This window comes from Arcticibacter sp. (assembly GCF_053551015.1).
This window is the reverse complement of sequence record NZ_JBMQOB010000013.1, coordinates 13,629-38,058: the sequence shown is the minus strand read 5'-3', so window position 1 is coordinate 38,058 and position 24,430 is coordinate 13,629. Positions and strand designations below refer to the sequence as shown.

The 24,430-nt window shown below is 46.5% G+C and carries 22 protein-coding genes; 10 read left to right on the top strand and 12 right to left on the bottom strand.

Features of this window, described 5'->3' with window-relative positions:
- Window positions 1–612 precede the first annotated feature (612 nt).
- The 10 genes from ilvD (at window position 613) to ilvA (ending at window position 13,711) form a co-directional block, all read left to right on the top strand.
- Window positions 613–2,331 carry a dihydroxy-acid dehydratase gene (ilvD, locus tag ACO1NU_RS08075; protein ID WP_448817970.1) on the top strand — a complete coding sequence of 573 codons (1,719 nt, stop codon included), beginning with the start codon at window positions 613–615 and terminating at the stop codon, window positions 2,329–2,331.
- A 64-nt stretch (window positions 2,332–2,395) separates the two neighbouring features.
- Window positions 2,396–4,135, top strand: a complete 1,740-nt coding sequence (ilvB, locus tag ACO1NU_RS08070; RefSeq protein WP_448817969.1) for a biosynthetic-type acetolactate synthase large subunit — start codon at window positions 2,396–2,398, stop codon at window positions 4,133–4,135.
- An 8-nt stretch (window positions 4,136–4,143) separates the two neighbouring features.
- Complete coding sequence (gene ilvN / locus ACO1NU_RS08065; RefSeq protein WP_448817968.1) at window positions 4,144–4,764, top strand: acetolactate synthase small subunit; 621 nt, start codon at window positions 4,144–4,146, stop codon at window positions 4,762–4,764.
- 57 nt (window positions 4,765–4,821) lie between these two features.
- Window positions 4,822–5,880 (top strand): ketol-acid reductoisomerase, encoded by a 1,059-nt coding sequence (gene ilvC / locus ACO1NU_RS08060; RefSeq protein ID WP_448817967.1) that lies wholly within the window; start codon window positions 4,822–4,824, stop codon window positions 5,878–5,880.
- A 145-nt stretch (window positions 5,881–6,025) separates the two neighbouring features.
- Window positions 6,026–7,534 carry a 2-isopropylmalate synthase gene (locus ACO1NU_RS08055; RefSeq protein WP_448817966.1) on the top strand — a complete coding sequence of 503 codons (1,509 nt, stop codon included), beginning with the start codon at window positions 6,026–6,028 and terminating at the stop codon, window positions 7,532–7,534.
- Between the two features lie 70 nt (window positions 7,535–7,604).
- On the top strand, window positions 7,605–9,002 hold the full coding sequence (gene leuC, locus ACO1NU_RS08050) for a 3-isopropylmalate dehydratase large subunit (RefSeq protein WP_448817965.1): 1,398 nt from the start codon (window positions 7,605–7,607) through the stop codon (window positions 9,000–9,002).
- A 39-nt stretch (window positions 9,003–9,041) separates the two neighbouring features.
- Window positions 9,042–9,638, top strand: coding sequence for a 3-isopropylmalate dehydratase small subunit (leuD, locus tag ACO1NU_RS08045; protein WP_448817964.1), 597 nt, complete (start codon window positions 9,042–9,044; stop codon window positions 9,636–9,638).
- 102 nt (window positions 9,639–9,740) lie between these two features.
- Window positions 9,741–11,258: an alpha-isopropylmalate synthase regulatory domain-containing protein gene (locus ACO1NU_RS08040; RefSeq protein WP_448817963.1), complete on the top strand. Its 1,518-nt coding sequence runs from the start codon at window positions 9,741–9,743 to the stop codon at window positions 11,256–11,258.
- Between the two features lie 36 nt (window positions 11,259–11,294).
- Window positions 11,295–12,356, top strand: coding sequence for a 3-isopropylmalate dehydrogenase (gene leuB / locus ACO1NU_RS08035; RefSeq protein WP_448817962.1), 1,062 nt, complete (start codon window positions 11,295–11,297; stop codon window positions 12,354–12,356).
- A 107-nt stretch (window positions 12,357–12,463) separates the two neighbouring features.
- Window positions 12,464–13,711 carry a threonine ammonia-lyase IlvA gene (gene ilvA, locus ACO1NU_RS08030; RefSeq protein WP_448817961.1) on the top strand — a complete coding sequence of 416 codons (1,248 nt, stop codon included), beginning with the start codon at window positions 12,464–12,466 and terminating at the stop codon, window positions 13,709–13,711.
- 154 nt (window positions 13,712–13,865) lie between these two features.
- Here ilvA and ACO1NU_RS08025 read toward each other — a convergent pair whose 3' ends face one another.
- The 12 genes from ACO1NU_RS08025 to hemB all read right to left on the bottom strand — a co-directional run bounded on the left by ACO1NU_RS08025 (window position 13,866) and on the right by hemB (window position 24,424).
- Complete coding sequence (locus ACO1NU_RS08025) at window positions 13,866–14,855, bottom strand: ABC transporter ATP-binding protein (protein ID WP_448817960.1); 990 nt, start codon at window positions 14,853–14,855, stop codon at window positions 13,866–13,868.
- 112 nt (window positions 14,856–14,967) lie between these two features.
- Window positions 14,968–15,789: an outer membrane beta-barrel protein gene (locus tag ACO1NU_RS08020; RefSeq protein WP_448817959.1), complete on the bottom strand. Its 822-nt coding sequence runs from the start codon at window positions 15,787–15,789 to the stop codon at window positions 14,968–14,970.
- A gap of 12 nt (window positions 15,790–15,801) precedes the next feature.
- A complete protein-coding gene (locus ACO1NU_RS08015; protein WP_448817958.1) occupies window positions 15,802–16,545 on the bottom strand; it encodes a hypothetical protein in 744 nt (247 codons plus the stop codon).
- Window positions 16,535–17,104 (bottom strand): RNA polymerase sigma factor, encoded by a 570-nt coding sequence (locus tag ACO1NU_RS08010; protein ID WP_448817957.1) that lies wholly within the window; start codon window positions 17,102–17,104, stop codon window positions 16,535–16,537. Before ACO1NU_RS08010 ends, ACO1NU_RS08015 begins: the two co-directional genes overlap by 11 nt.
- A gap of 49 nt (window positions 17,105–17,153) precedes the next feature.
- Window positions 17,154–18,281, bottom strand: coding sequence for a hypothetical protein (locus ACO1NU_RS08005; RefSeq protein ID WP_448817956.1), 1,128 nt, complete (start codon window positions 18,279–18,281; stop codon window positions 17,154–17,156).
- A gap of 106 nt (window positions 18,282–18,387) precedes the next feature.
- Window positions 18,388–18,936: a CopD family protein gene (locus ACO1NU_RS08000; RefSeq protein ID WP_448817955.1), complete on the bottom strand. Its 549-nt coding sequence runs from the start codon at window positions 18,934–18,936 to the stop codon at window positions 18,388–18,390.
- Window positions 18,937–18,946: 10 nt separating this feature from the next.
- On the bottom strand, window positions 18,947–19,990 hold the full coding sequence (hemE, locus tag ACO1NU_RS07995) for a uroporphyrinogen decarboxylase (protein ID WP_448817954.1): 1,044 nt from the start codon (window positions 19,988–19,990) through the stop codon (window positions 18,947–18,949).
- Window positions 19,990–20,505 (bottom strand): hypothetical protein, encoded by a 516-nt coding sequence (locus ACO1NU_RS07990; protein WP_448817953.1) that lies wholly within the window; start codon window positions 20,503–20,505, stop codon window positions 19,990–19,992. Before ACO1NU_RS07990 ends, hemE begins: the two co-directional genes overlap by 1 nt.
- A 2-nt stretch (window positions 20,506–20,507) precedes the next feature.
- Window positions 20,508–21,212 (bottom strand): response regulator transcription factor, encoded by a 705-nt coding sequence (locus ACO1NU_RS07985; RefSeq protein WP_448817952.1) that lies wholly within the window; start codon window positions 21,210–21,212, stop codon window positions 20,508–20,510.
- Window positions 21,202–22,077: a sensor histidine kinase gene (locus ACO1NU_RS07980; RefSeq protein ID WP_448817951.1), complete on the bottom strand. Its 876-nt coding sequence runs from the start codon at window positions 22,075–22,077 to the stop codon at window positions 21,202–21,204. The genes ACO1NU_RS07985 and ACO1NU_RS07980 overlap by 11 nt, the downstream gene beginning before the upstream one ends.
- A complete protein-coding gene (hemL, locus tag ACO1NU_RS07975; RefSeq protein WP_448817950.1) occupies window positions 22,070–23,428 on the bottom strand; it encodes a glutamate-1-semialdehyde 2,1-aminomutase in 1,359 nt (452 codons plus the stop codon). The genes ACO1NU_RS07980 and hemL overlap by 8 nt, the downstream gene beginning before the upstream one ends.
- A gap of 24 nt (window positions 23,429–23,452) precedes the next feature.
- On the bottom strand, window positions 23,453–24,424 hold the full coding sequence (gene hemB, locus ACO1NU_RS07970) for a porphobilinogen synthase (RefSeq protein ID WP_448817949.1): 972 nt from the start codon (window positions 24,422–24,424) through the stop codon (window positions 23,453–23,455).
- Window positions 24,425–24,430: the final 6 nt, after the last annotated feature.

Here is a 24,430-nt window from a genome sequence, read left to right as displayed (position 1 = left end):
TCTCCCGATCAGGAAGGTCCAAGGGCAAAGAATCACCAGGTTCTCATCCTGTTACCTGAGAAAGCATATACATTCCATGTTGAGTCCATGTCGAGTCCATGTTTCTCTTAAAATACATGGACTCAACATGGAGAAACTACGTACTGAAACCGGATTCTTAAGTACGCAGGGGGGGCGACTTGTAGCGTCATTTTGGTAAACAAAAGCAAGTGCAATTTTCAAGGATGCTGTGCGTGTTGAAACTACATTGTAGCCGGAGAAAAAGGGAGTACGAACACACCTCCCGAAAGGCAGGTTTTCCACAATATTTTAGTGAGTTGGAGCGATTTTGCGAAGAAATTCACGAATTCCTGGCCCGAAGACAAAACCGAAAACCGTATACCAAAAACAGTTTTGGTATATCGACTCCAAATTATTGTAACTACGAATAGTAATATTATAGTTTTTTATTCCGTTAAAATACATTTTTCCGATTTTTATTCTTATTTCAAAATACACCATAGTCCTATTGACTATCATTCAAGTTGTTCTTACCTTAAAGAAATACAAATATTCGGGCATTTGCAGGTAGTCCTTGAGATGACTTCCGTTGCTCCGGATTGAATAAAGATTATGACGACTTTAACAAATACAACTGAGAACGCAACCGAGACTGGAGAATTAAACCGCTACAGTAAAACTCTTACACAGGACCCTACCCAGCCTGCAGCGCAGGCGATGCTATACGGAATAGGCCTGACAGAAGAGGATATGCAAAAGGCGCAGGTTGGTATTGTCAGCATGGGCTATGACGGCAATACCTGCAATATGCACCTGAACGGACTAGCTGCTGTTGTGAAAGAGGGTGTCTGGAAAGAAGACCTGGTGGGTTTGATCTTCCATACCATTGGTGTGAGTGACGGAATGAGCAACGGTACTGAAGGCATGCGCTATTCGCTGGTAAGCCGTGATGTAATCGCGGACTCGATCGAAGCGGTATGCGGAGCACAATACTATGACGGACTGATCGCTTTACCTGGGTGCGACAAAAACATGCCGGGTTCAGTGATGGCTATGGGTCGTTTAAACAGACCAGCTATCATGGTCTATGGAGGAACCATCCATCCGGGACATTATAAAGGAGAAGACCTGAACATCGTTTCGGCGTTTGAGGCATTGGGCAAAAAGATTGCCGGCCAGATCGACGAGATCGACTTTAAAGAGATTATCAAAAATGCCTGCCCTTCTGCAGGTGCCTGCGGCGGGATATATACAGCTAATACGATGGCTGCTGCCATCGAGGCTTTAGGAATGAGCTTGCCTTATTCTTCGTCAAACCCTGCATTGAGCGAAGCGAAGAACCAGGAGTGCCGAGATGCGGGCAAAGCGATCAAGCTTTTGCTTGAACGGGATATTAAGCCGAAGGACATCATGACGAAAGAGGCATTCGAAAATGCCATTGTCACGCTGATGGTTCTGGGTGGTTCTACCAATGCGGTTCTGCACCTGATCGCGATGGCGAAGAGTGTAGACGTAGAACTTACGCAGGATGACTTCCAGGCAGTAAGTAACAGAATTCCGGTATTGGCGGATATGAAGCCAAGCGGACGCTATATGATGGAAGACCTGCACAACATCGGTGGGGTTCCTGCAGTAATGAAGTACCTGCTCGAAAAGGGTTGGCTGCATGGCGAGTGCCTGACTTGCACAGGTAATACACTTGCTGAAAACCTGGCTGATGTTCCATCTCTGGACTTCGAAGCGCAAAAAGTGATCCTTCCTGTGGAGACGCCGGTGAAAGCAACTGGTCACCTGCAGATCCTGTACGGAAACCTGGCGGAAGGCGGAAGCGTGGCGAAGATCAGCGGCAAGGAAGGAGAGCGTTTTGAGGGACCTGCCCGTGTATTCGACGGAGAGTTTGAACTCATCAACGGAATCAGCACGGGACGTGTACAACATGGCGACGTGGTTGTGATCCGTAACGTAGGTCCGAAAGGCGCGCCGGGTATGCCGGAAATGCTGAAACCAACATCGGCACTAATCGGCGCAGGCCTGGGCAAGACAATCGCACTGATCACCGACGGACGTTTCAGTGGTGGTACGCACGGTTTCGTGGTAGGCCACATCACTCCAGAAGCCTTTGAAGGTGGTTTGATTGGTCTGGTACAGGACAACGACACCATCGAGGTGAATGCCATTACCAACAGCATCACATTGAAAGTATCTGAAGAAGAGATTGCAAAAAGGAAGGCAGCATGGAAGCAGCCTGAATTAAGAGTAAAAAAGGGCTTGTTATATAAATACGCCAAGCAGGTAAGCAATGCTGCTGAAGGTTGCGTAACGGATTTATAAAGCAAAAAACACAATAGATTATCAACAACACTGAAATGTCCTAAGGACCTGAAAGGATTTAACTATGGAAACAGCACAACAGGAAGTATTGACCGAGCAGGAAGCCAGTTCGGGAATTGAAATGACGGGGTCAGCTGCTTTACTTGAGGGCCTTCTTGTAGAAGGAGTAGATACCATCTTTGGTTATCCGGGAGGTGCCATCATGCCCATTTATGATGCCCTTTACGATTATAAAGAGAAGTTGAACCATATCCTGGTCCGCCATGAGCAGGGTGGCATTCACGCTGGTCAGGGCTACGCCCGTACTTCCGGCAAGGTGGGTGTTGTATTTGCAACAAGCGGCCCGGGTGCAACCAACCTGGTTACCGGATTAGCAGATGCACAAATCGACAGCACTCCCCTGGTATGTATCACGGGACAGGTTTTTGCACACCTGCTGGGTACTGATGCGTTCCAGGAAATTGACGTGATCAATATCACTGCGCCCGTAACCAAATGGAACTATCAGGTGACCGATGCAACGGAGATCCCGGAAATACTGGCCAAAGCGTTTTATATTGCCATAAGCGGCAGACCAGGCCCGGTATTAATAGACATTACCAAAAACGCGCAAATACAGAAATTCAACTTCCAGGGTTATAAGCCCTGCAATCATATCAGAAGCTACAGACCAAAGCCAATCGTTAGAAAAGAATTCATCGAGCAGGCTGCGGAACTGATCAATGCGGCTAAGAAACCGTTTGTATTATGGGGACAGGGTGTTTTGCTCGGAAGCGCTGAGCAGGAGTTCAGAACGTTCATCGAGAAAACAGGGATACCATCTGCCTGGACTATCCTGGGTGCAGGTGCAATCGAGAGCGACCACGAACTGAATGTGGGTATGTTGGGTATGCATGGAAACTACGGACCTAACGTACTGACAAACGAGTGCGATGTATTGATCGCTATCGGAATGCGCTTTGATGACCGGGTAACCGGACGTCTGGATAAGTACGCCAAACAGGCGAAGGTGATCCACCTGGATATTGACCCTGCAGAAATCGATAAGAACGTACAAACAACGGTTCCGGTATGGGGCGACTGTAAGGAAACCTTACCTATCCTGACCGAGCTTTGCGAAGCTAAGCAGCATACAGAATGGCTGGAGAAATTCAGAAGCTATCAGAAAGAAGAGCAGACGCAGCTGATCACGAATGAACTGTTCCCAACCAGCGAAGAGTTGACCATGGGAGAAGTAATCCAGATCCTGAATGAAATGACCAAAGGTGAAGCGGTTATGGTGACTGACGTAGGTCAGCACCAGATGGTTACCTGCAGGTATGCGAAGTTCAACAAAACGCGCAGCAATGTAACGAGCGGCGGATTAGGTACCATGGGTTTTGCCCTGCCCGCAGCCATCGGAGCTAAATATGGCGCACCCGATCGGACGGTATTTGCCATCATCGGAGACGGTGGGGTGCAGATGACGATTCAGGAGTTGGGTACGATCATGCAGTTCGGTGTTGACGTGAAGATCATTGTGCTGAACAACCAGTTCCTTGGAATGGTTCGCCAATGGCAGGAGCTGTTCAATGACAGAAGATATTCTTTCGTTGATATCACCAGTCCGAATTTCGTTAAAGTAGCCGAAGCATACGGCATTCCGGGAACATCCGTATCGAAAAGAGAAGATCTGCGTACCGCTATAGAGAGCATGCTGAACACGCAGGGATCTTTCTTCCTTGAAGTGATGGTAACGAAGGAAAATAATGTATTCCCGATGGTACCACAGGGTTGCAGCGTAAGTGAAATCAGACTTAAATAATGAGCATCATGAGTGATCAGAATCAAAAAGAAACAACTCCTGAAAAGCAGGAATATAATATCACTGTATATACGGAGAACCAGATCGGTCTTTTAAGTCGCATAGCTATTATATTTACGCGCAGAAAGATCAATATAGACAGCCTGAACACCTCTCCTTCTGAGATCGAGAGCATCCATCGCTTCAATATCGTAATTAACGAAACCGAAGATGTAGTAAGAAAGGTGACTCGTCAGATCGAGAAGCAGGTAGAGGTGTTAAAGGTGTACTACCATACCAACGAAGATGTTATCTGGCAGGAAATGGCCTTGTATAAAGTGCCTACCGATACTATTGCCGAGAAAGCACTTGTAGAACGCCTGCTGAGAGAGAACGGCGCACGTGCCGTACTGATCCGCAAAGATTACACGGTGTTTGAAACCACAGGTCACCGTTCGGAGACAGACAGCCTGATTGCTGCGCTGCAGCCTTTTGGCCTGATCGAGTTCGTGCGCAGTGCGAGGATCGCCATCATTAAAGACAGCGATGGATTTAACCGTAAGCTGAGAGAGTTCGAGCGGATAGAGCCGGGACAGGAACCGGTAGAGAACGAGTACCTGAATGACAGGGACAAAGTTTTCAGCATGTAATAACTATAGTTAACAATCACTTATCATATAATAAGCTTTAAGCTAAACAACAAAATCATGGCAAAATTAAATTTCGGCGGTGTAGAAGAAAATGTAGTAACCCGCGAAGAGTTTCCATTATCTAAAGCACAGGAAGTACTCAAAAATGAAACAGTAGCTGTAATCGGTTACGGAGTACAAGGTCCGGGACAAGCACTTAACCAGAAAGACAACGGAATCAACGTGATCGTTGGTCAACGTAAGAATTCAAAATCATGGGATAAAGCGGTAAGCGATGGCTTCGTACCGGGTGAGACGCTTTTCGAAATCGAAGAAGCACTTGAAAAAGGTACTATCATCTGTTACCTTTTGAGTGATGCTGCTCAGATTGAGCTTTGGCCAACTGTTAAAAAGAATCTTACTGCAGGTAAAGCATTGTATTTCTCTCATGGTTTCGGTATCACGTTCAACGAGCAGACCGGCATCATCCCTCCTGCTGATGTAGACGTATTCCTGGTAGCTCCAAAAGGTTCAGGCACTTCTTTACGCAGAATGTTCCTTGAAGGCCGTGGATTAAACTCCAGCTATGCAATCTTCCAGGATGCTACGGGAAAAGCTTTCGAGCGTGTTGTTGCTTTAGGTATTGCTGTAGGTAGTGGTTACCTGTTTGAAACAGATTTCAAAAAAGAAGTATTCAGTGACCTTACAGGTGAGCGTGGTACTTTGATGGGATGTATCCAGGGAATCTTCGCTGCTCAGTACGAAGTATTAAGAAAGAACGGTCACAGCCCTTCTGAAGCTTTCAACGAAACTGTTGAAGAGCTGACTCAGTCTCTGATGCCTTTGGTTGCAGAGAACGGAATGGACTGGATGTATGCAAACTGCTCTACAACTGCTCAGCGTGGTGCGCTTGACTGGTGGAAGAAGTTCAGAGATGCTACTAAGCCTGTTTTCGAAGAATTATATGACAGCGTAGCTACAGGTAAAGAATCTCAGCGTTCTATCGACCTGAACAGCCAGCCTGATTACCGTGTGAAGTTAGATGCTGAACTGACCGAACTTCGCGAAAGCGAATTATGGCAGGCAGGTAAAACTGTAAGAAGCCTACGTCCGGAAAACCAGTCTGTAGAAGCTTAATCTATATTTTTTTAAAGCATTAGCTGCTCCTGAGGGGCAGCTAATGCTTTCATTTTAGGTTTATCCAAGCGGATAAACAATTTAACCACAAAACATACAAAGCACTCAAAGCCAACGCTCAAGCGCTGGTCATAAAGCAAAACTAATGTTACACGATCCTAACCGCATATTTATTTTTGACACCACGCTTCGTGATGGAGAACAGGTACCCGGTTCACAATTAACAACTCCTGAGAAGATTATTATCGGTGAGGCCCTTCAGTCTCTGGGTGTTGATGTGATCGAAGCAGGCTTCCCTATTTCAAGTCCTGGTGACTTTCAAAGTGTGGTAGAACTCTCAAAGGCTATTCGTGAACCGATTATTTGTGCATTAACCCGCGCAAACAAAGGGGATATCGATTGTGCTGTAGAGGCATTAAAATACGCCAAGCATCCGCGTATCCATACCGGTATTGGCGCTTCAGACATGCATATTAAATATAAATTCAACAGTACCCGCGAAGCTATTGTGGAGCGTGCGGTTGAAGCCGTTAAGTATGCGAAAAAGTTTGTTGAAGACATTGAATTCTATGCAGAGGATGCAGGCAGGGCTGACAATCAGTTCCTGGCTCAGATGATCGAAGCGGTAATCGCGGCAGGTGCGACAGTAGTTAATATCCCGGACACGAACGGATATTGCCTTCCCGAGCAATACGGAGCTAAGATCCTTTATCTGAAAGAAAACGTAAAGAATATAGATCAGGCAATCATTTCGGTGCATTGCCACAATGACCTGGGTCTGGCTACGGCTAATTCTATCGCGGGACTGCAAAATGGCGCCCGTCAGGTTGAGTGTACCATCAACGGGATTGGTGAGCGCGCAGGTAACACTTCTCTGGAAGAAGTGGTCATGATCCTGAAGACCCACCACTCGCTGGGCTTTCACAATAACATCAACACCAAACACATATACGAGCTTTCAGGCATGGTTAGCCGCATGATGCGCATGCCGGTCCAGCCGAATAAAGCAATTGTAGGAAAAAATGCATTTGCGCATAGTTCAGGTATTCACCAGGATGGTGTATTGAAGCACCGTGAGAACTACGAGATCATCAATCCTGAAGATGTAGGCATTGATCAGTCGGAAATTATCCTGACTGCACGCAGCGGCCGGGCTGCACTTAAGCATCACCTGGCACGATTGGGTTATGCCGACGAGCGACTGGATCTGGATCAGGTCTATGAGCGCTTCCTGACGCTGGCTGACTCCAAGAAGGAGATCAAAGACGATGACTTGCTATTGTTAATGGGTAATGAGGCAGAGACCAACTTTAAGAACGGCGTTAAGATCAACTCACTGGAAGTAGTTTGCGGCGACGAGAAAGATCCGTCTGCTTCTATCCACCTGAACTATAAAGGTGAAGATCATCACGCCACTGCTCAGGGAAATGGGCCTGTAAGTGCGACCATCAACGCGATTCAGCGGATCATTACAAAGCCTGTGGAAATTAAGGAATTCAACATCCATTCCATACATGGTGGCAGTGATGATGTGAGCAAGGTAGATATGAGAGTGATGTTTGAAGAGAAATCATACATGGGATATGGATTCAGCACAGACATTGTAAGAGCATCTGCGAATGCATATCTCGACGCTCTGAACAAATTTGTATAATAGCAGGGCTGCGGCCCAGATGATATAGAAGAGCCCGACAAGGGTTTAAAGAGTATAAAAGATCAAAAAGATGAGTAAGACGTTATTTGACAAAGTGTGGGATGCACACGTTGTACGTAAGATTGAAGGCGGGCCGGATGTATTGTTCATAGACCGCCACCTGATCCACGAAGTGACCAGTCCGGTTGCATTCCTCGGATTGAAGAGCCGTGGTATTAAAGTGCTGTATCCGGAGCGTACCTTCGCTACGGCTGACCATAATACCCCAACAATAAATCAGCACCTTCCGGTTGCGGATCCCCTTTCAGCTAATCAGCTGAAGGCTCTGGAAACCAACTCCAACGAATATGGCATCAGCCACTGGGGCTTGGGTCACCAGAAAAACGGAATCGTACACGTAGTAGGTCCTGAATATGGAATTACACAGCCAGGTTCTACAATCGTATGTGGAGACTCACATACCTCTACTCACGGAGCTTTTGGTGCCATCGCGTTCGGTATCGGTACGTCTGAAGTAGAGATGGTTCTTTCTACGCAGTGTATCATGCAGCCTAAGCCAAAGAAAATGAGGATCAACGTTAACGGAAGCCTTGGAAGAGGTGTTACGCCTAAAGACGTTGCTCTGTTCATCATTTCCAAGCTGACGACTTCAGGTGCTACAGGATACTTTGTGGAGTATGCCGGCGAAGTATTCGAGAACATGACCATGGAAGGCCGTATGACGGTTTGTAACCTGAGTATTGAAATGGGTGCCCGCGGAGGGATGATCGCTCCAGACGAAACCACTTTCAACTATGTTGAGGGCCGTGAGTTCAGTCCGAAAGGTGAAGCATGGGATAAAGCCATGGAATACTGGAAGACGCTGAAGACAGATGAGGATGCAGTATTTGATAAAGAACTGACTTTTGACGGGTCGAGCATCGAGCCAATGATCACCTACGGTACCAACCCAGGTATGGGTATGGGTATCTCTAACCCTATTCCAGATGCGGAGCAGGTAGAAGGTGGCGCGGCGACTTACGAAAAGTCACTGAAATATATGGGCTTTTCTGAGGGCCAGACCATGGTTGGCAAGAAGGTGGACTATGTGTTTGTAGGTAGCTGTACCAACGGCCGCATAGAAGATTTCCGTGCATTTGCATCTGTAGTTAAAGGAAAGAAAAAAGCGGATGATGTAACGGTATGGCTGGTTCCTGGATCACATATCGTTGAAGCGCAGATAAAGGAAGAAGGCTTACTGGATATCTTCACAGATGCAGGCTTTACGCTACGTCAGCCTGGATGTTCTGCTTGTCTGGCAATGAACGACGATAAGATCCCTGCAGGTAAGTATGCTGTTAGTACCTCTAACAGAAACTTCGAAGGACGCCAGGGCCCTGGTGCAAGAACCATGCTGGCGAGTCCTCTTGTTGCGGCAGCTGCTGCCGTTACAGGTGTGGTAACAGATCCAAGAACATTATTACAATAAGAAATTCAAAAGATTTCTTCATACATCAGAATAAATAAAATGGCATACGATAAATTCAACATATTAACCAGTACTGCGGTTCCTCTACCCATTGAGAACGTGGATACTGACCAGCTAATCCCTGCCCGCTTTTTGAAAGCCACTGAGCGTGTAGGATTTGGAGACAATCTTTTCCGCGACTGGAGATACAATCCGGATAATACGCCGAAAGAAGACTTCGTACTGAACAATCCCGTTTATACCGGTAAAATACTGGTAGGTGGAAAGAACTTCGGTTCAGGCTCGTCAAGAGAGCATGCTGCCTGGGCAGTTTACGATTATGGATTCAGATGCGTAGTATCCAGCTTCTTTGCAGATATTTTCAGGAACAACTGTCTGAACATTGGTGTACTGCCGGTTCAGGTGAGCCCTGAGTTCCTGGAGAAGATCTTCGCAGCTGTGTTTGCAGATCCGAAGGCTGAGCTGGAGGTTAACCTTCCTGAGCAAACGATCACTCTTCTGGCAACCGGAGAGAAAGAAAGCTTCGATATCAGCAGCTACAAGAAAGACAATATGATGAATGGCTTTGATGATATTGACTATCTTCAGAACATTAAGTCAGAGATACAGGAGTTTGCTTTGCAGCTTCCTCTATAAATCGATACGCACAAATCATACATAGTTTTAAAAGCGTTTCGCATTCTTTGCTGAAACGCTTTTTATGCATTCAAAGGTCTGCATGACCGAACGAGCTATCACATGGAAAAAAGGAAAATAGAAATAATGGACACGACGCTGAGGGATGGCGAACAGACCTCCGGCGTGTCGTTTTCTACTTCAGAAAAGCTAACGATCTGTCAGCTGCTGCTGGAGGAACTCGCCGTTGACCGCGTGGAGGTAGCATCGGCGCGTGTATCTGCCGGCGAGCTGGATGCCGTAAAGGCAATATCCAGATGGGCCAGAGAGAACAACTACCTCGAAAAGGTGGAGGTTTTAACCTTCGTAGATAAGGGCGCTTCGATCAGATGGATGCTGGAAGCCGGTGTAAAGGTGCAGAACCTGCTGACAAAAGGATCGTTAAACCACCTCACGCATCAGCTGAAGAAGACTCCGGAGCAACATTTTTCGGAGATCTCCGACGTTATTAACATGGGACTGGAGAACGATATCACGACCAACGTTTACCTGGAAGACTGGAGCAACGGGATGCGCAACTCGAAGGAGTATGTGCTGCAGTTCCTCGACTTCCTGTCGACGCAGGAGATTAGCAGGGTGTTGCTGCCCGATACGCTGGGCATCTTATCGCCCGCCGAGTCGTACAGCTTCATCTCCGAGTTGCGCTTGCGATATCCACAGTTTCACATCGACTTCCATGCGCATAACGACTACGACCTCGGAAATGCGAACGTGCTGGAAGCGTTGAAAGCAGGGGCCGATGGATTGCACCTGACAGTAAACGGGATGGGTGAGCGTGCCGGCAATGCTTCTATTGCGAGTGCAGTAGCGGTGATCAAGGACTTCCTGCCGGGGATTGAAACTTCCATTCAGGAGGCTTCGATATACAAGGTGAGCAAGCTGGTGGAGACATTCTCAGGCATCCGGATCCCTGCTAACAAGCCTATCGTTGGAGAAAACGTATTTACGCAGACCGCGGGAATCCATGCCGACGGCGACAATAAGAATAACCTGTATTGCAGTGACCTGATCCCCGAGCGCTTCGGCAGAAAGCGCAAGTACGCGCTTGGAAAGACTTCCGGCAAGGCCAATATCGCCAAGAACCTGCAGGAGTTGGGTTTGAAGCTGAATGATGAAGACCTGAAGAAGGTGACGCAACGCGTGATCGAGTTAGGTGACCGCAAGGAAACGGTTACTACGGAAGATCTACCGTATATCATCTCTGACGTGTTGGATAGCAATACGTATCAGGATAAGGTAGTTGTCGAGTCGTACGTGCTGACCAACTCAAAAGGCCTGAGGCCTTCGGCCACTATCTCTGTCAGAATAGATGGAGAAAGCTATGAAGAACATGCGCAAGGTGACGGGCAGTTTGATGCGTTCATGACCGCCCTGACCAAAGTGTATGAGAGCAAGGGTCTCAGCCTTCCGGCACTGGTGGATTACGCGGTACGGATTGCTCCAGGCAGCGACTCGGATGCCTTGTGCGAAACCATCATCACCTGGGAGATGCCACACAAGACATTCATCACGAGGGGGCTTGATTCCGACCAAACGGTATGCGCTATCAAGGCTACTCAAAAAATGTTAAACATTATCTGATCATATAATCAATCAATAACACATAGTACAAAAAGCATGAAATTAAATATCGCTCTTTTAGCAGGAGATGGAATAGGCCCGGAGGTAATAGACCAGGCAGTTAAAGTTGTTAACGCTGTTGCAAGTAAGTTCAATCACGAGGTAAACTGGACATCTGCCCTTACCGGTGCTGCTGCAATTGATGCAGTGGGTGAGCCTTATCCTGACGAGACGCATGAAGTTTGCATGGCTGCTGATGCGGTATTGTTTGGCGCTATCGGTCATCCGCGCTTTGATAATGACCCCAAGGCGAAGGTGCGTCCGGAGCAGGGCCTGTTGAAGATGCGTCAGAAGCTGGGTCTGTTTGCTAACGTAAGACCTACTTTTACATTCCCATCCCTGATCGACAACTCTCCATTAAAAAGAGAGCGTATTGAAGGAACAGACCTGGTCATCCTACGTGAGCTAACCGGCGGTATTTACTTCGGTGAAAGAGGGCGCAAGGATGATGGCAATACCGCTTTCGATACCTGTACCTACACCCGCGCAGAAATACAACGTCTGGCTAAGCTTGGCTTTGAAATGGCAAGAACCCGCAGCAAGAAGCTTTGCTGTGTGGATAAAGCAAACGTTCTTGAATCTTCACGCTTGTGGAGAGAAACGGTTCAGGATATGGAAAAAGACTATCCGGATGTGCAGGTGAGCTACGAGTTCGTGGATGCTGTTGCCATGCGTCTGGTACAATGGCCAAGCTCTTATGATGTGATCATCACCGAGAACTTGTTCGGAGATATCCTGACTGATGAAGCTTCAGTTATTTCAGGCTCTATGGGTCTGATGCCTTCATCATCTATCGGTTTGCATACTTCATTGTTTGAACCTATCCACGGTTCTTATCCGCAGGCTGCAGGTAAGGATATCGCGAATCCACTGGCGACTGTTTTATCTGCTGCCATGATGTTTGAGGATGGATTCGGACTAAAAGACGAGGCTGAGTTGATCAGATCTGTTGTTAACAAATCGTTGGCAGAGGGCGTAGTTACAGAAGATCTTGCCGGAAAAGACAAAAAAGCTTACAAGACGAGTGAAGTAGGCGATTGGTTAGCCGCAAACATTTAATATAAGCATAGCATTTAGTGGAGGGCTGCATCAGATACTGGTGCAGCCCTTCTTTTTTAATCAGCCTGAGAGTCTTAGATTTGTATTGACTCACATATTATTGATCCATGTCGTATACTGAAGAATCCCTCAACCCGCAGGCTGCTGCTGAACGTTTAAAGTTAGTTATCAACCGTACTCCTCTGCAATATAACGCGCGGCTTTCTGCCAAATACGATGCGGAGATCTACCTGAAGCGTGAAGACCTGCAGGTGGTGCGTTCGTATAAGCTTCGCGGGGCCTACAATATGATCGTTCAGCTGACTGAAGCGCAGCTGTTGCGCGGAGTTGTTTGTGCCAGCGCGGGGAACCATGCTCAGGGTGTTGCTTTCTCATGCCGCAAGCTGAATACCCGTGGGGTGATCTTCATGCCAGAGATTACGCCTAAGCAGAAGATTGACCAGACGAGAATGTTTGGCGACGGGATGGTGGATATCATCCTGGTCGGTGACACCTTCGACGATTGTTTGCGGGAGGCGCTTCTGTACACCGAGAAGAACAACATGACTTTCATTCCTCCTTTCGACAATCAGCATGTTATTGAGGGACAGGGAACCGTGGGCGTAGAGATCATGGAGGACTTACCGGAGTTGGATGTGATCATTGTGCCCATGGGTGGCGGTGGACTGGCAGCCGGTGCGGGCAGCTACCTGAAGAAGGCGAGGCAGGGTTTGAACATCATCGGGGTGGAGCCCCTGGGTGCGCCTTCTATGACAAAGGCAATCGAGAACGGCGGTCCCGTTACACTTGAGACGGTCAATTCATTTATTGATGGTGCCGCAGTAAAGCGCATGGGAGAGCTCACCTTTTCGATATGCAAAGATATCGTGGACAGGGTTGTGCTGGTTCCGGAGGGGAAGGTATGTACCAGCATCCTTCAGTTGTATAATCAGGAAGCGATAGTGGCAGAGCCGGCGGGTGCACTGTCTGTAGCTGCGCTGGACTTCTGCATGGATGAGATCAGAGGTAAGAAGGTGGTTTTAGTGATCAGCGGCGGCAATAATGATATCGAGCGTATGCAGGAGATCAAGGAACTCTCCTTATTATATGAAAATCTGAAGCACTATTTCGTGGTTCGCTTTCCGCAAAGACCCGGTGCATTAAAGATGTTTGTGAATAATGTGCTGGGACCGACGGATGATATTACCCGCTTCGAGTTTATTAAGAAGACGCAGCGGGAGTATGGACCGGCGCTGGTAGGTATCGAATTGAAGTCTGCTGATGATTATGCATCGCTGATCCAGCGGATGGAAGCTCATCGCTTTGACTACAAGGAGATCAACCGGGATAAGACATTATTCGAGTACCTGGTTTAATTGTACATGTGCCCATGTAAACTCCTCCGGAAATAGCGGGCATCATGTATGCGCCTAAAGCGGCACGGATGAGTGATTGATTGCTGCAGTTACAGCGCAGAATGAGGACTCATCTAACAGACAGCAGATCTTCCTGAGAATATCTTGATGGTGCTTAGTATTCCCTGAACTGACGGATTTCTGCCCGTATAGCAACGCCCTTTTTGTAGGCCCCTGGTTTAATATTTAATGCGCGAAGCTGTACATCACCATGTTCTAACAGGAGTTCTTCGTAGAAGCCTTTGAACAGGCACTCCTTAACACGCCACTCCTGCCCTTTTTCGCCTATTTCAACCCACTCAGGATAGATTGCAACGCTTTCCTTGTAGGTATGGATCTGCAGGGTAAGTGCCTCTTCTCTGCTCAATACATTACAGTTGGTTAACAGTGTGGCTGTGTACAGATCCTTAGGATGGTGATAGAGCGATTCCGGACTCCCCTCTTCTACCAGCCGACCATCTTTGATAATCATCATCTTATCGGCCATAGAAAGCCCATCTACAGGATCATGGGATACGAGAATGACAGTAATACCCAGATAGGTCGCCATGCGGCGGATATCCGCTCTGAGTTCATTCTTGAACATGGCATCCACCTGACTAAAAGGCTCATCAAGCAGGAGTACCTTGGGACCGGTGATAATGGCCCTGGCTATAGCTACCCGCTGTTGCTCACCGCCACTCAGGTCTACCGCACGTTTCTGTGCGAGATGGTCTATCCGCAAGAACTCCATTACTTCGAGAGTCTTGCGTTGTTTACCTTTTAGATCGGTATTGGAAAGAAGTCCGGCTATATTATCATAAACCTTGGCATAAATGTTTAGGTTGAAATCCTGGGCGACCACCTTCATCGCTTCATGTCCCGGAATAAGTTTCTCCGAAGGACCTAAGATGCGTTTCCCTGCATAGCGTACTTCGCCTGAATCGGGACTAAGTAATCCGGCTATAAGCTTCAGCAGGGTACTCTTGCCGCTTCCGCTTGCACCGGCAATAACGGTTATGGTTCCCTTCTCAATGTTAAAAGAAATGGAATCCACACCTGAGCGCGGTTGCGTTTGGTATATTCGGGTTACTTGCTCGAGTTCTATAACAGGAGGGTTGTTCATGCACAATATTAAATAAAAAACCCTGCAGTTCCATATAAGAGAAAAGCAGGGTTAGGTTAACCGGAATTTATCTAGTGTGTAATTAATAGATAACAAATTAAAAAAGGTGTACTTAAAACCCGAAGGATACACCGAAAGACATATTCTGCAGACCTTCCTGGGCAGGGCTGTTTTCAAACATGTCGTTGAGATAATACTTAGCGAACAGACCCGTAGAACCGTAGCCCAGACGAACAAATCCTCCGTATCTGAACTTGGTAAAATGGTAGTTGTCATTGAACTTCTGCTTGCCATTCTCATCACTCTTTTGCTTTACCTTGCCGTTGATCAGAAAGCCAAAGTCAGGTCCTGCAATGATCCGGAACTTCTTACCATTATCGTCGTCCTTTGACCGCCACTCAAAAGAAAGAGGGAGACGGATATAAGTAGAGGAGAATCTATTTTTGTCAAAATCTATATCCGATTCATCATACTGCAATGTCGGAGCATCTTTACGGATGGTGATATCTCTTCTGAGACGGATGTGCGTCCAGTCGAACCCTCCAGATAAATAAATCTTGAAGTTGCTGTTGAAGCGATAACCGAACTGAAGGATATCAAACCCGACAGTACTGGTCTTCCAGCCGTGGTAGTCAAGAAAGCTGTTCTGGTCAGACAGCGTAAAGCTTCCGTTGTCAACCAACTTAGAAAAGCCCAGGTCAAACCTCGAGAGGGTGAGTCCATATGAAACACCCGGTGCTTTAGACCTGGTGCGCGTGCTATCCTTCGACGATCTTTCTTCTTTTCCCCAGGTAAAGGTCACATCTGTCTTCTTCGATTTTGTCGAGCGGATAGAGTCGGCGCCGGAAGAGTGAGCTGCAGGTTCTTCGGTTATTGAGGCCTGAGTAAATTGGAATCCCGCAAGCAGGATGAGAGATAAAAATAATTGCTTCATGATATCGTATCCTTAATTCAATTTGGGGTCGTTTTGTTTGGTCCTAATTTTAAGAACACCAAGATTTATAGAAGAGACGGAAGTTCCGTCATCATCACTGGTAAACTCGATGATCTTTTCCTTTCTTGGATCAACTTGTCTGACAACAAAGTTGACAATATCTCCAACAGATCTGATCTTCCCTTTCCGTTCGGCTTCTTCCTGCTGCTCCGGTGCGGCAAGAGCCAGCACAGGTGCTGTTTTCACCTGTTTTGCCGCGGGCTTAGAGGAGGCAACAACGGTTTGTAAGTCAGTCGCAGGAGCTTCAGCCGCTACTGGGAGTTCAACATATTCTGCATGGCTTTGTGAGATACTGGCGATATTCTCCGAAATCACTCTGCTGCTTTCTCTATATTTCTTCACCTGTTTACCACCCTCTATCTTCATAGAGGCCAGACGCTCCAGAAACAAGACGCTTTTTGCTTCGCGGTGCTTTACAGGAGTCTCTTCAACCGGTTCTGCGGCAACTGCTGGCTGTACCGTGTTAGTTTGGGAGGCCTGGAGCTTCACAGGAGGTTTCCCTGGTAGCAGAAGAAGACCAAGAGAAACACACACGACCACACTTGCAGCTGCCATCCAGATACGTCGTTGAATATTGCCCGAAGATTTGCGGGGCTGCAGATCCATAGCAATGTTCTGCCATGTCCGGGATGAGGGCTTAGCCTCATACGACTGGAGTTTCTCCCGAAACAACCGGTCTAATTCTTCATCTGACATTGCTTGCATATTTCTTACCCTCCAATTTGGCTAACTTTTCTTTAAGTACAACTCTTGCTCTGGACAACTGTGATTTAGACGCACCCTCGGTGATGCCCAACTGCTGAGCGATTTCCTTGTGCGAATATCCTTCGATAGCATACAGATTGAACACCAGGCGATACCCTGCAGATAGTTCCTGTACAATGGCCAGGAGGTCTTTTACTTCCAGGCCTTCCATGTCGAACATCTGTTGAGGAGCGTCGTGCACATCATCAAGGTCTACCAGGTTAAGCGACTTCTGCGCCTTCCGGTACACCTCTATGGCGGTGTTCACCATTACCCTCCGTATCCAGCCTTCGAAAGATCCATCACCGCGAAAGTCATTGACCTTTCTGAATACCTTGATGAATCCCAGCTGCAACATTTCTTCCGCTTCGTATGAATCTCTGGCATATCGGGTGCAAACACCCAACATCTTAGAGGAAAGCGCCTTGTAAAGAAGTTCCTGTGTCTTCGGATCTCCCCTCCGGCATCCATCCAGCAAATCGGCAACGAGCACTTTACGACTTGAATTCATATTAATTAGTAGGAAGATGAAATTTAGGCAACAATGGTTGCATTAAATTCTATTTTCTTTTAAATAATCTAAACTCCTGCTTGTAAACGAGGAAAAGAGAGTGGTGAAAGTCGAAAGACTTGGAGGCATTGCTACCGAGATCAAATACGGGTTCAACGCGGAAATCAAGGTAGAAGTTGGGAATAAGCGCTTTCTGATAAGCGTAGCGTACAATCAGGAGCTCACGGTTCTTCTCGGTGTAACCTTCGTCGCCGATTCTGTATGAGACAGATTGGTACAAGGGCATCCCTACTGAAGAAATATAAGAGTCAGCATTCCAATACGAGAAGATCAGGTCTCCGTATTTACTTCTCACACCTGCATTCAGGTACAGTCCGCTTCCTTTATTGTAGGCCTGCATTTGTGTACTGGAGTTATCGGTATAGCCAACAAAGTAGTTCTCTGTGAAGACCGACTTAACAGAGGTACCAGGTGAATAGTTGAGCTTGAATCCCGCAGCACCGTTGATGATTGTTTTCAGTGGTTTATCGACGGTGTCGATCTGACCTCCCTGATGAAAGGCAAGAACCTGTAAGGGTAGCGACAAGGTGGTTTTACCTGACTTAAAAAGCCTGATGTCTGCAGAGCCTCCTGCAAACAGTTGTTCCTGTTCAGAAGAGGGCTTATAGATCATCTTATTCCAGTTAAGAAACACGTCGAGGAAATAGCCGGGCTTTGTTACCTGCAACTGCGTTCCATACTCCACCGGATTGGTGATCTTCCTCTCCATATCAAAAACAGGCTCAATGAAGCGATGTTGGATATTTCCTTCAAGTACGCCATTGATCAAAGCAAGCCCTTTATGTTGATACTTGATGCTAAACAGCGGATAGGTCTTATAGAGACCTTCTTCGCCGAAATCTTTACGTAGATGTATTCCTGCGCTTATCGCAAGACGCGGATGTGCGTAGTAAACAAGCTGAGGCTCAAACTGGGTTCCGTACAAGGTATACCCATCCTGAAACTTACTAAAGAACTCATAGTTCCGCAGATAGTTGAAGTTATGAACGCTCAGGTGAAGTTCTCCCACCCTGGCACTATCGGGACGAATCCTGTACTCCAGACTGTCATTCGCTATCTGAGCACTGACAACCAGTACAGCATGCATAAACAGGGCGAGAAGGATAAACTTTTTCATTCAGGATTAATTGTATTTTAAGTACCTTTTTCGGGAGAGACCAGTGACAAACCTAAGAAGAGTGCTCGTACACGAGCCAACTATCGCCGGTTAGAAAATAATTAAACTAGTGCTTTTCTTCTCTTTTCAACCGGTAGCGCTTATACGCCTTGATCCCGATCATCAGGAGTATCATAATACCGAACAGGCCCAGCAGACCGTATATCCAGTTCAAGGCACTTTTAAGGATCACGACGAATACGATAGCAAACAGCAGTAATGTAGCTACCTCATTCCACATCCGTAGCTGCATAGAGGTCCACTTACATGTACCTTGTTTAAGCTGGGAGATCATCTTCTGGCATATAAAATGGTATACCAGCAGACCTATTACAAATCCTATTTTGACCCACATCCAGTTCATGTCGAGCAGATAAGGATTCAGGTACAGCATATAGGCTCCCGCAAGGAAACTCAGTACCATTGCGGGAGTTGTAATCACATTCCACAGACGGCTTTCCATAAGCTCATACTGCGGCTTCAGAATATTACGCTCTACTTCAGTTTTGTCATTCGCTTCAATATGGTAGATAAAGAGCCTTACGATATAAAAAAGGCCTGCCATCCAGCAAATGACGAAGATGATATGAATCGCTTTGACGTAGAGGTATAACACAATTAAGCTATTAAGCGTTTACGAGTTCGTTCTGGATCACTTCCACTGCGTACTTTACGTTATCAAATGGAATATCAGGCATAATACCGTGTCCTAAGTTGAATATGAATCCATTTTCTTCTTTCATACGGTCATGCAGTCTGATGATGCGTTCTCTGATAACTTTCTTATCAGCATAAAGGATATGAGGATCCAGGTTACCCTGAACAGCAATACCCGCAGGAAGGCTTTTCTTAATGTTCAACAGGTCGGCATTCCAGTCCACAGAAACCACATCCGGCTTTGCTTCTGCCATAATGGGTGCGAATACTGAACTACCCTTGCAGAAAGAAATAACTGGTATATCCTGACGCTTCAATCCGGCGATAATCCTTGCATTATACTGATGCGAGAATTCCTTGTAATCATCCCAGGAAAGCGCTAAAGCCCAGCTATCGAAAAGCTGCAGTGCGTTCACTCCCGCATCGATCTGCATATTGAGATAGGTGATGGTCACATCCGCGATCTTATTCAGCAGCTGATGAGCAAGCTCGGGCTGATTATGGATCATCAGCTTGGTCAGCTTGAAATCTTTAGAAGACCCTCCCTCAACGAGATAGCTCATTACGGTGAATGGAGCACCCGCAAAACCGATCAGAGGTATCTTGCCATTCAGTCTTTGCTGGATAACTTTGATCGCATCGGGAACATACTGAAGCTTCTCTTCCACATCGATGGTCAGATTGTCTACGTCCTGTTGCGTGCGAACAGGATTCGCATACTTGGGACCAATACCTTGCGTGAAACTCAGATCGCCACCCATGGCCTCGCCTGTAACCAGGATATCGGAGAACAGGATCGCCGCGTCTATGCCCAATAAATCAACAGGTAGCATAGTCACATCGGCAGCAATTTCAGGGGTTTTGCACATTTCAAGGAACGAATACTTGTTTTTGATTTCCCAGTACTCTTTCATAAAACGTCCGGCCTGACGCATCATCCATATAGGTGGACGCTCGGTAGGCTGAGAAAATGCTGCTCTGATAAATAAAGAATCTTTTTGGTTATTGCTCACTATGCTTTTTGTATTTCTGTTTCTATTTTTTCTATAATATTCTGAACCCTGGCACTGGTTTTAAGCTCCCGGGCTTTCTCCAGATAGGCTTCTACCCTGTCCATCTGCTTCTTCCTCAAATTGAGGTTGGCCAGATGTACGAAGACCAGGGCTTTGTCATTTTCATTCCTCAAGGGATACCGGCTGGCTATCTGAAAATGCCTTTCCGCTTCTTCATAATTCATACGCTGCAACTCTATGTTGCCATATATAAATTCATAGTATCCGCGTCTGGCTTTTCGTAATCGTTCCGGATGAGTAATCTCCTTCAGTAAGCGCTCCGTTTTCTCGTAGTTCTTATCCTGAAAAGACCGGGCTGCAAGTACAACCGTTCCATCGCGGAAATAGCTGACGATTAACAGCACAATACCCAGTGCTACTAAGGCTGCCGCCTGATATTCCTCCCGGGTTATCGTAAAGGCAAGCAATACGGTAGCGAGTGCTATCAGCACAAAGCGGACATTGCGCGTGATCATGATTAATGATTGTCAGTAAACTTGTAGCCAACCCCCCGGATGGAGTGGAAATAAACCGGGTTCTTCTGATCTGGCTCAAAGTACTTCCTGAAGGTCAGAATGAAGTTATCTATCGTTCTTGTTGAAGGATATACGTCGTAGTTCCATACTGTTTCCAGGATCTGCTCTCTAGACACGGCTTCATTTCTTCGCTCGATCAGCAGTTTCAGGAGCATCGTCTCTTTCTTGGTTAACGGTGTAACCGAGCCGTCTTCGTTTCTTAATTCAAAAGAATTGAAGTATATGGTTTTATCTCCTATTTTATATGTATTAAGCTCTTTCTTCTCCTCGCCTGAAAGTCCACGTTTCACGAGGTTGTTCACGCGTAAGATAAGCTCTTCAAGATTGAATGGCTTCACAAGATAATCATCAGCACCTTTCTTCAGTCCGGTAACCTTGTCTTCGCTTGTGTTCTTAGCCGTAAGGAACATAATCGGCACTTCGGTATTCTCCAGACGAATGGTCTCTGCAACCTGAAAACCATCTATTTCCGGGAGCATGACATCAAGAATAATTAAATTGAACCGTTCTTCCTTAAATACCTTCAGCGCTTTTTTACCATCATTTGCTGTGGTTACTTTATAACCTTCCAGCTCCAGGTTAAGCTTGATCGCTTCCAGAAGATGTTCTTCATCTTCAACTAGTAAAATTCGTTGTTTAGTGGCCATTGGAGTTAAATGTTACTTCGAAAATACTTCCGGCAGGCCGGTTGTTTTTCACTTTGATTAATGCAAGATGCTTGTCAAGCACCTGCTTGACAATGTATAAACCCAGTCCGGTTCCTTTAGTTTTACGTGTATCCTCGCTTCCAACCCTATAAAACTTCTCGAAAATACGAGCTTTCTCTTCGTCCTTGATACCGATCCCCTTATCAGCAACCGTAAAGCATATCCCACTCGGCGACTTTGTCAGCCCCACTTTAATCTCTTCACAGGGCGGGGAATACTTCACCGCATTTTCAATCAGATTAGACACAACGAGCGTCAATGCAAATTTATCTCCTGTAACGTAGACCTCCGGCTCCAGATCAAGCTTAATGATCTGAGAACTGCAGGTATGGATCTGTAATCGGCTCGCCACTTTCGAGATCAATTCTGATAGATTAAACTCTTCTTTCGGAAAGCTGTAAGAGCGATTGTCTATGCGGGTAGCGATGAGCATGTTTTCAACAAGATCATCCAGCCGCTCAATATCTTTTAGTGAGTTATTTAGAAAAGAGTGCATCTGCTCTTTGTCCAGACTTCTCTTTAAAATGGTTTGCAGATATAACTTGATGGATGCTAAGGGTGATTTTAGCTCATGCGTAACAGAAAGAAGGAAGTTCCGCTGTTGCTCATGAAGCTTTTGCTCCTTATGCAAAGTCTTTTGCAATTGGTATGCTCCGGTAAAGAAAAGCAGGATAAAAACTGCACCTTCACCCAGGATCATCGTTTTACGCTCAGGCTGCACTTCAATAAGCAACATGCCCCACCAGATTAGCTCGGCGAAAGCATATATAACCAAAGCATAAAATATAACCAGAGATTTACGCATGATCTTTTGAGAATACAATATCAAGACTGTCAAAGATAGCCTTTTTTGCAATGTCAAGTTCAACCTCCGAATGAGCAGCAGACACGAAGCCTACCTCATATCCAGACGGGCCGATATAAATGCCGCGATTTAGCAGTTCACGATGAAGAACCTTGAAATATTGCATACTGGAAGCGTCGATCGCTGCAGCAGTTTGAATATGCTGATCAGTAAAGGCAAACCAGAATAAAGAACCTATCGTAAAAATCTTAAACCCATATCCGCGTTCATCAGCAAAGTTCTGTATGTCGCCTACAAAGCTTGTTGTCTTCGATAAAAGATCTTCATAGAAGCCTGGCTTTAGCAGTTGAGATAGCTGACCAATACCGGCCGACATGGCAACAGGGTTACCTGATAAAGTACCCGCTTGGTAAACCGAGCCTTCCGGAGATATGTTACTCATGATTTCAGCTGATGCTCCATAGGCACCAACTGGCATACCTCCACCGATGATTTTACCGTAGGTAATGATATCCGGATTAATATCGTAATAGGCTGCAGCACCTTCGAAACCAAGGCGGAAACCAGTTATCACCTCATCGAAGATCAGGAGAGATCCATTCTCTTTCGTGATATCACGCAGGAAGTGTACGAAATCTTTGTCCTGAATCAACAGCCCATTGTTGGCGGGAACTCCTTCAATGATGATCGCTGCAACCTCACCTTTAAACTGTTCGAATGCTGCTTTTACTGCATCTTTATCGTTTAGCGGAATCACCACGGTCTCTTCCGCAAAGCTCTGTGGAACACCTGCTGATGATGTCTCACCAAATGTGACGAGTCCTGAACCAGCTTTAACCAGTAAGGAATCCACATGCCCATGGTAACAACCATCAAACTTAAGAATCTTGTCGCGTTTGGTATACCCTCTCGCCAGACGGATAGCAGACATTACTGCTTCCGTACCGGAGCTCACGAAACGGATCTTCTCAATCTTCTTGTTATTGGAAAGAATCAGTGATGCCAGTTCATTTTCAAGCGCTGTTGGCGCCCCAAAGCTCATGCCGTTATCGATAGCCTTCAATACATGCTCTTTCACCACCGGGTTATTGTGACCCAGGATCAGCGGTCCCCATGAACAGCAGAAGTCGATAAACCTATTGCCATCGGCATCCCACACGAAGCATCCATCGCCCTTTTCGATAAATAGAGGCGAGCCATACACAGACTTGAATGCTCTCACAGGTGAGTTTACACCGCCGGGAAAGTATCCCTTCGCGACTTCATACAAGGCTGAAGATTTCGCTCTGCTGATATCTGGCAGGCTCACTGTATTAACGGCTGAAGTATTTGAATTCTGATGATCTGACATGGTTATAAAAAGCTATAGGATAGTTTAGATCCACTTGTTAAGAAGTACTTCTTTGGAGTGGTAAGATAAAATTGCTGTGGCACCTGCGCGACGGATACTGGTAAGAACCTCGGTAATCGTACGCTGCTCATCCAGCCAGCCTTTCTGTGCGGCTGCTTTGATCATGGAGTATTCACCGCTGACATTGTATGCCGCTATTGGCAGATCTGTATGATCTTTCAGCAGCTTAATAACATCCAGGTAAGACAAGGCTGGTTTAACCATCAGGAAGTCTGCACCTTCCTGTTCATCCAAAGATGCTTCAATCAGCGCTTCGCGCTGATTAGCAGGGTCCATCTGGTAAGTCTTCTTGTCGCCTGCCTTTGGAGCAGAGCCCAGGGCATCACGGAAAGGTCCGTAGAAAGCACTTGCGTACTTCGCACAATAAGACATCAGCGATACGTGCTGGAAGCCGTTGTCGTCAAGAACCTGACGGATATAGCCAATCCTGCCATCCATCATATCCGAAGGAGCAACGATATCAGCACCCGACTGTGCATGTGCCAGGGCCATCTTGCCTAAGACCTCCAGAGTTTCATCGTTCAGGATAACGCCATTTTCAACAATGCCGTCATGGCCGTCAGAGTTATATGGATCCATCGCCACGTCAGTGATGACGCAGGCTTCAGGAAAATTACGCTTCACTTCAGCAATAGCGCGGAGGTATAAAGATCCCTCGCGGTAGCTTTCCGTAGCATATTTATCTTTTAATGATTCTTCGATATAAGGGAAGAGATCGAAAGACTTAAGACCGAGATTCATGCAACTCTCCACCTCTCTCAGCAAGTTATCGATCGAATAGCGGTAGATCCCAGGCATGGAACCGACCTCTGTTTTCTGATTTTGCCCATCTACGATAAAGAGTGGAAAGATCAGATTTGACGCTGTCAGATGAGTTTCTTTAACCATCTGACGGATAACTTCACTTTTTCTATTTCTTCTTGGTCTTTGTAACATAATATA

What these genes read in the sequence shown, in the direction of transcription:
- ilvN (WP_448817968.1), top strand. Translation starts at nt 4,144, where the DNA reads ATGAGTGATCAGAATCAAAAAGAAACAACTCCTGAAAAGCAGGAATAT.
- ACO1NU_RS08025 (WP_448817960.1), bottom strand. Translation starts at nt 14,855, where the DNA reads ATGAACAACCCTCCTGTTATAGAACTCGAGCAAGTAACCCGAATATAC.
- ilvA (WP_448817961.1), top strand. Translation starts at nt 12,464, where the DNA reads ATGTCGTATACTGAAGAATCCCTCAACCCGCAGGCTGCTGCTGAACGT.
- ACO1NU_RS08005 (WP_448817956.1), bottom strand. Translation starts at nt 18,281, where the DNA reads ATGAAAAAGTTTATCCTTCTCGCCCTGTTTATGCATGCTGTACTGGTT.
- ACO1NU_RS08015 (WP_448817958.1), bottom strand. Translation starts at nt 16,545, where the DNA reads ATGTCAGATGAAGAATTAGACCGGTTGTTTCGGGAGAAACTCCAGTCG.
- ACO1NU_RS07985 (WP_448817952.1), bottom strand. Translation starts at nt 21,212, where the DNA reads ATGGCCACTAAACAACGAATTTTACTAGTTGAAGATGAAGAACATCTT.
- ACO1NU_RS08055 (WP_448817966.1), top strand. Translation starts at nt 6,026, where the DNA reads ATGTTACACGATCCTAACCGCATATTTATTTTTGACACCACGCTTCGT.
- ACO1NU_RS08010 (WP_448817957.1), bottom strand. Translation starts at nt 17,104, where the DNA reads ATGAATTCAAGTCGTAAAGTGCTCGTTGCCGATTTGCTGGATGGATGC.
- ilvB (WP_448817969.1), top strand. Translation starts at nt 2,396, where the DNA reads ATGGAAACAGCACAACAGGAAGTATTGACCGAGCAGGAAGCCAGTTCG.
- ACO1NU_RS07980 (WP_448817951.1), bottom strand. Translation starts at nt 22,077, where the DNA reads ATGCGTAAATCTCTGGTTATATTTTATGCTTTGGTTATATATGCTTTC.
- hemB (WP_448817949.1), bottom strand. Translation starts at nt 24,424, where the DNA reads ATGTTACAAAGACCAAGAAGAAATAGAAAAAGTGAAGTTATCCGTCAG.
- leuC (WP_448817965.1), top strand. Translation starts at nt 7,605, where the DNA reads ATGAGTAAGACGTTATTTGACAAAGTGTGGGATGCACACGTTGTACGT.
- leuD (WP_448817964.1), top strand. Translation starts at nt 9,042, where the DNA reads ATGGCATACGATAAATTCAACATATTAACCAGTACTGCGGTTCCTCTA.
- ilvC (WP_448817967.1), top strand. Translation starts at nt 4,822, where the DNA reads ATGGCAAAATTAAATTTCGGCGGTGTAGAAGAAAATGTAGTAACCCGC.
- ilvD (WP_448817970.1), top strand. Translation starts at nt 613, where the DNA reads ATGACGACTTTAACAAATACAACTGAGAACGCAACCGAGACTGGAGAA.
- leuB (WP_448817962.1), top strand. Translation starts at nt 11,295, where the DNA reads ATGAAATTAAATATCGCTCTTTTAGCAGGAGATGGAATAGGCCCGGAG.
- ACO1NU_RS08040 (WP_448817963.1), top strand. Translation starts at nt 9,741, where the DNA reads ATGGAAAAAAGGAAAATAGAAATAATGGACACGACGCTGAGGGATGGC.
- hemL (WP_448817950.1), bottom strand. Translation starts at nt 23,428, where the DNA reads ATGTCAGATCATCAGAATTCAAATACTTCAGCCGTTAATACAGTGAGC.
- ACO1NU_RS07990 (WP_448817953.1), bottom strand. Translation starts at nt 20,505, where the DNA reads ATGATCACGCGCAATGTCCGCTTTGTGCTGATAGCACTCGCTACCGTA.
- ACO1NU_RS08020 (WP_448817959.1), bottom strand. Translation starts at nt 15,789, where the DNA reads ATGAAGCAATTATTTTTATCTCTCATCCTGCTTGCGGGATTCCAATTT.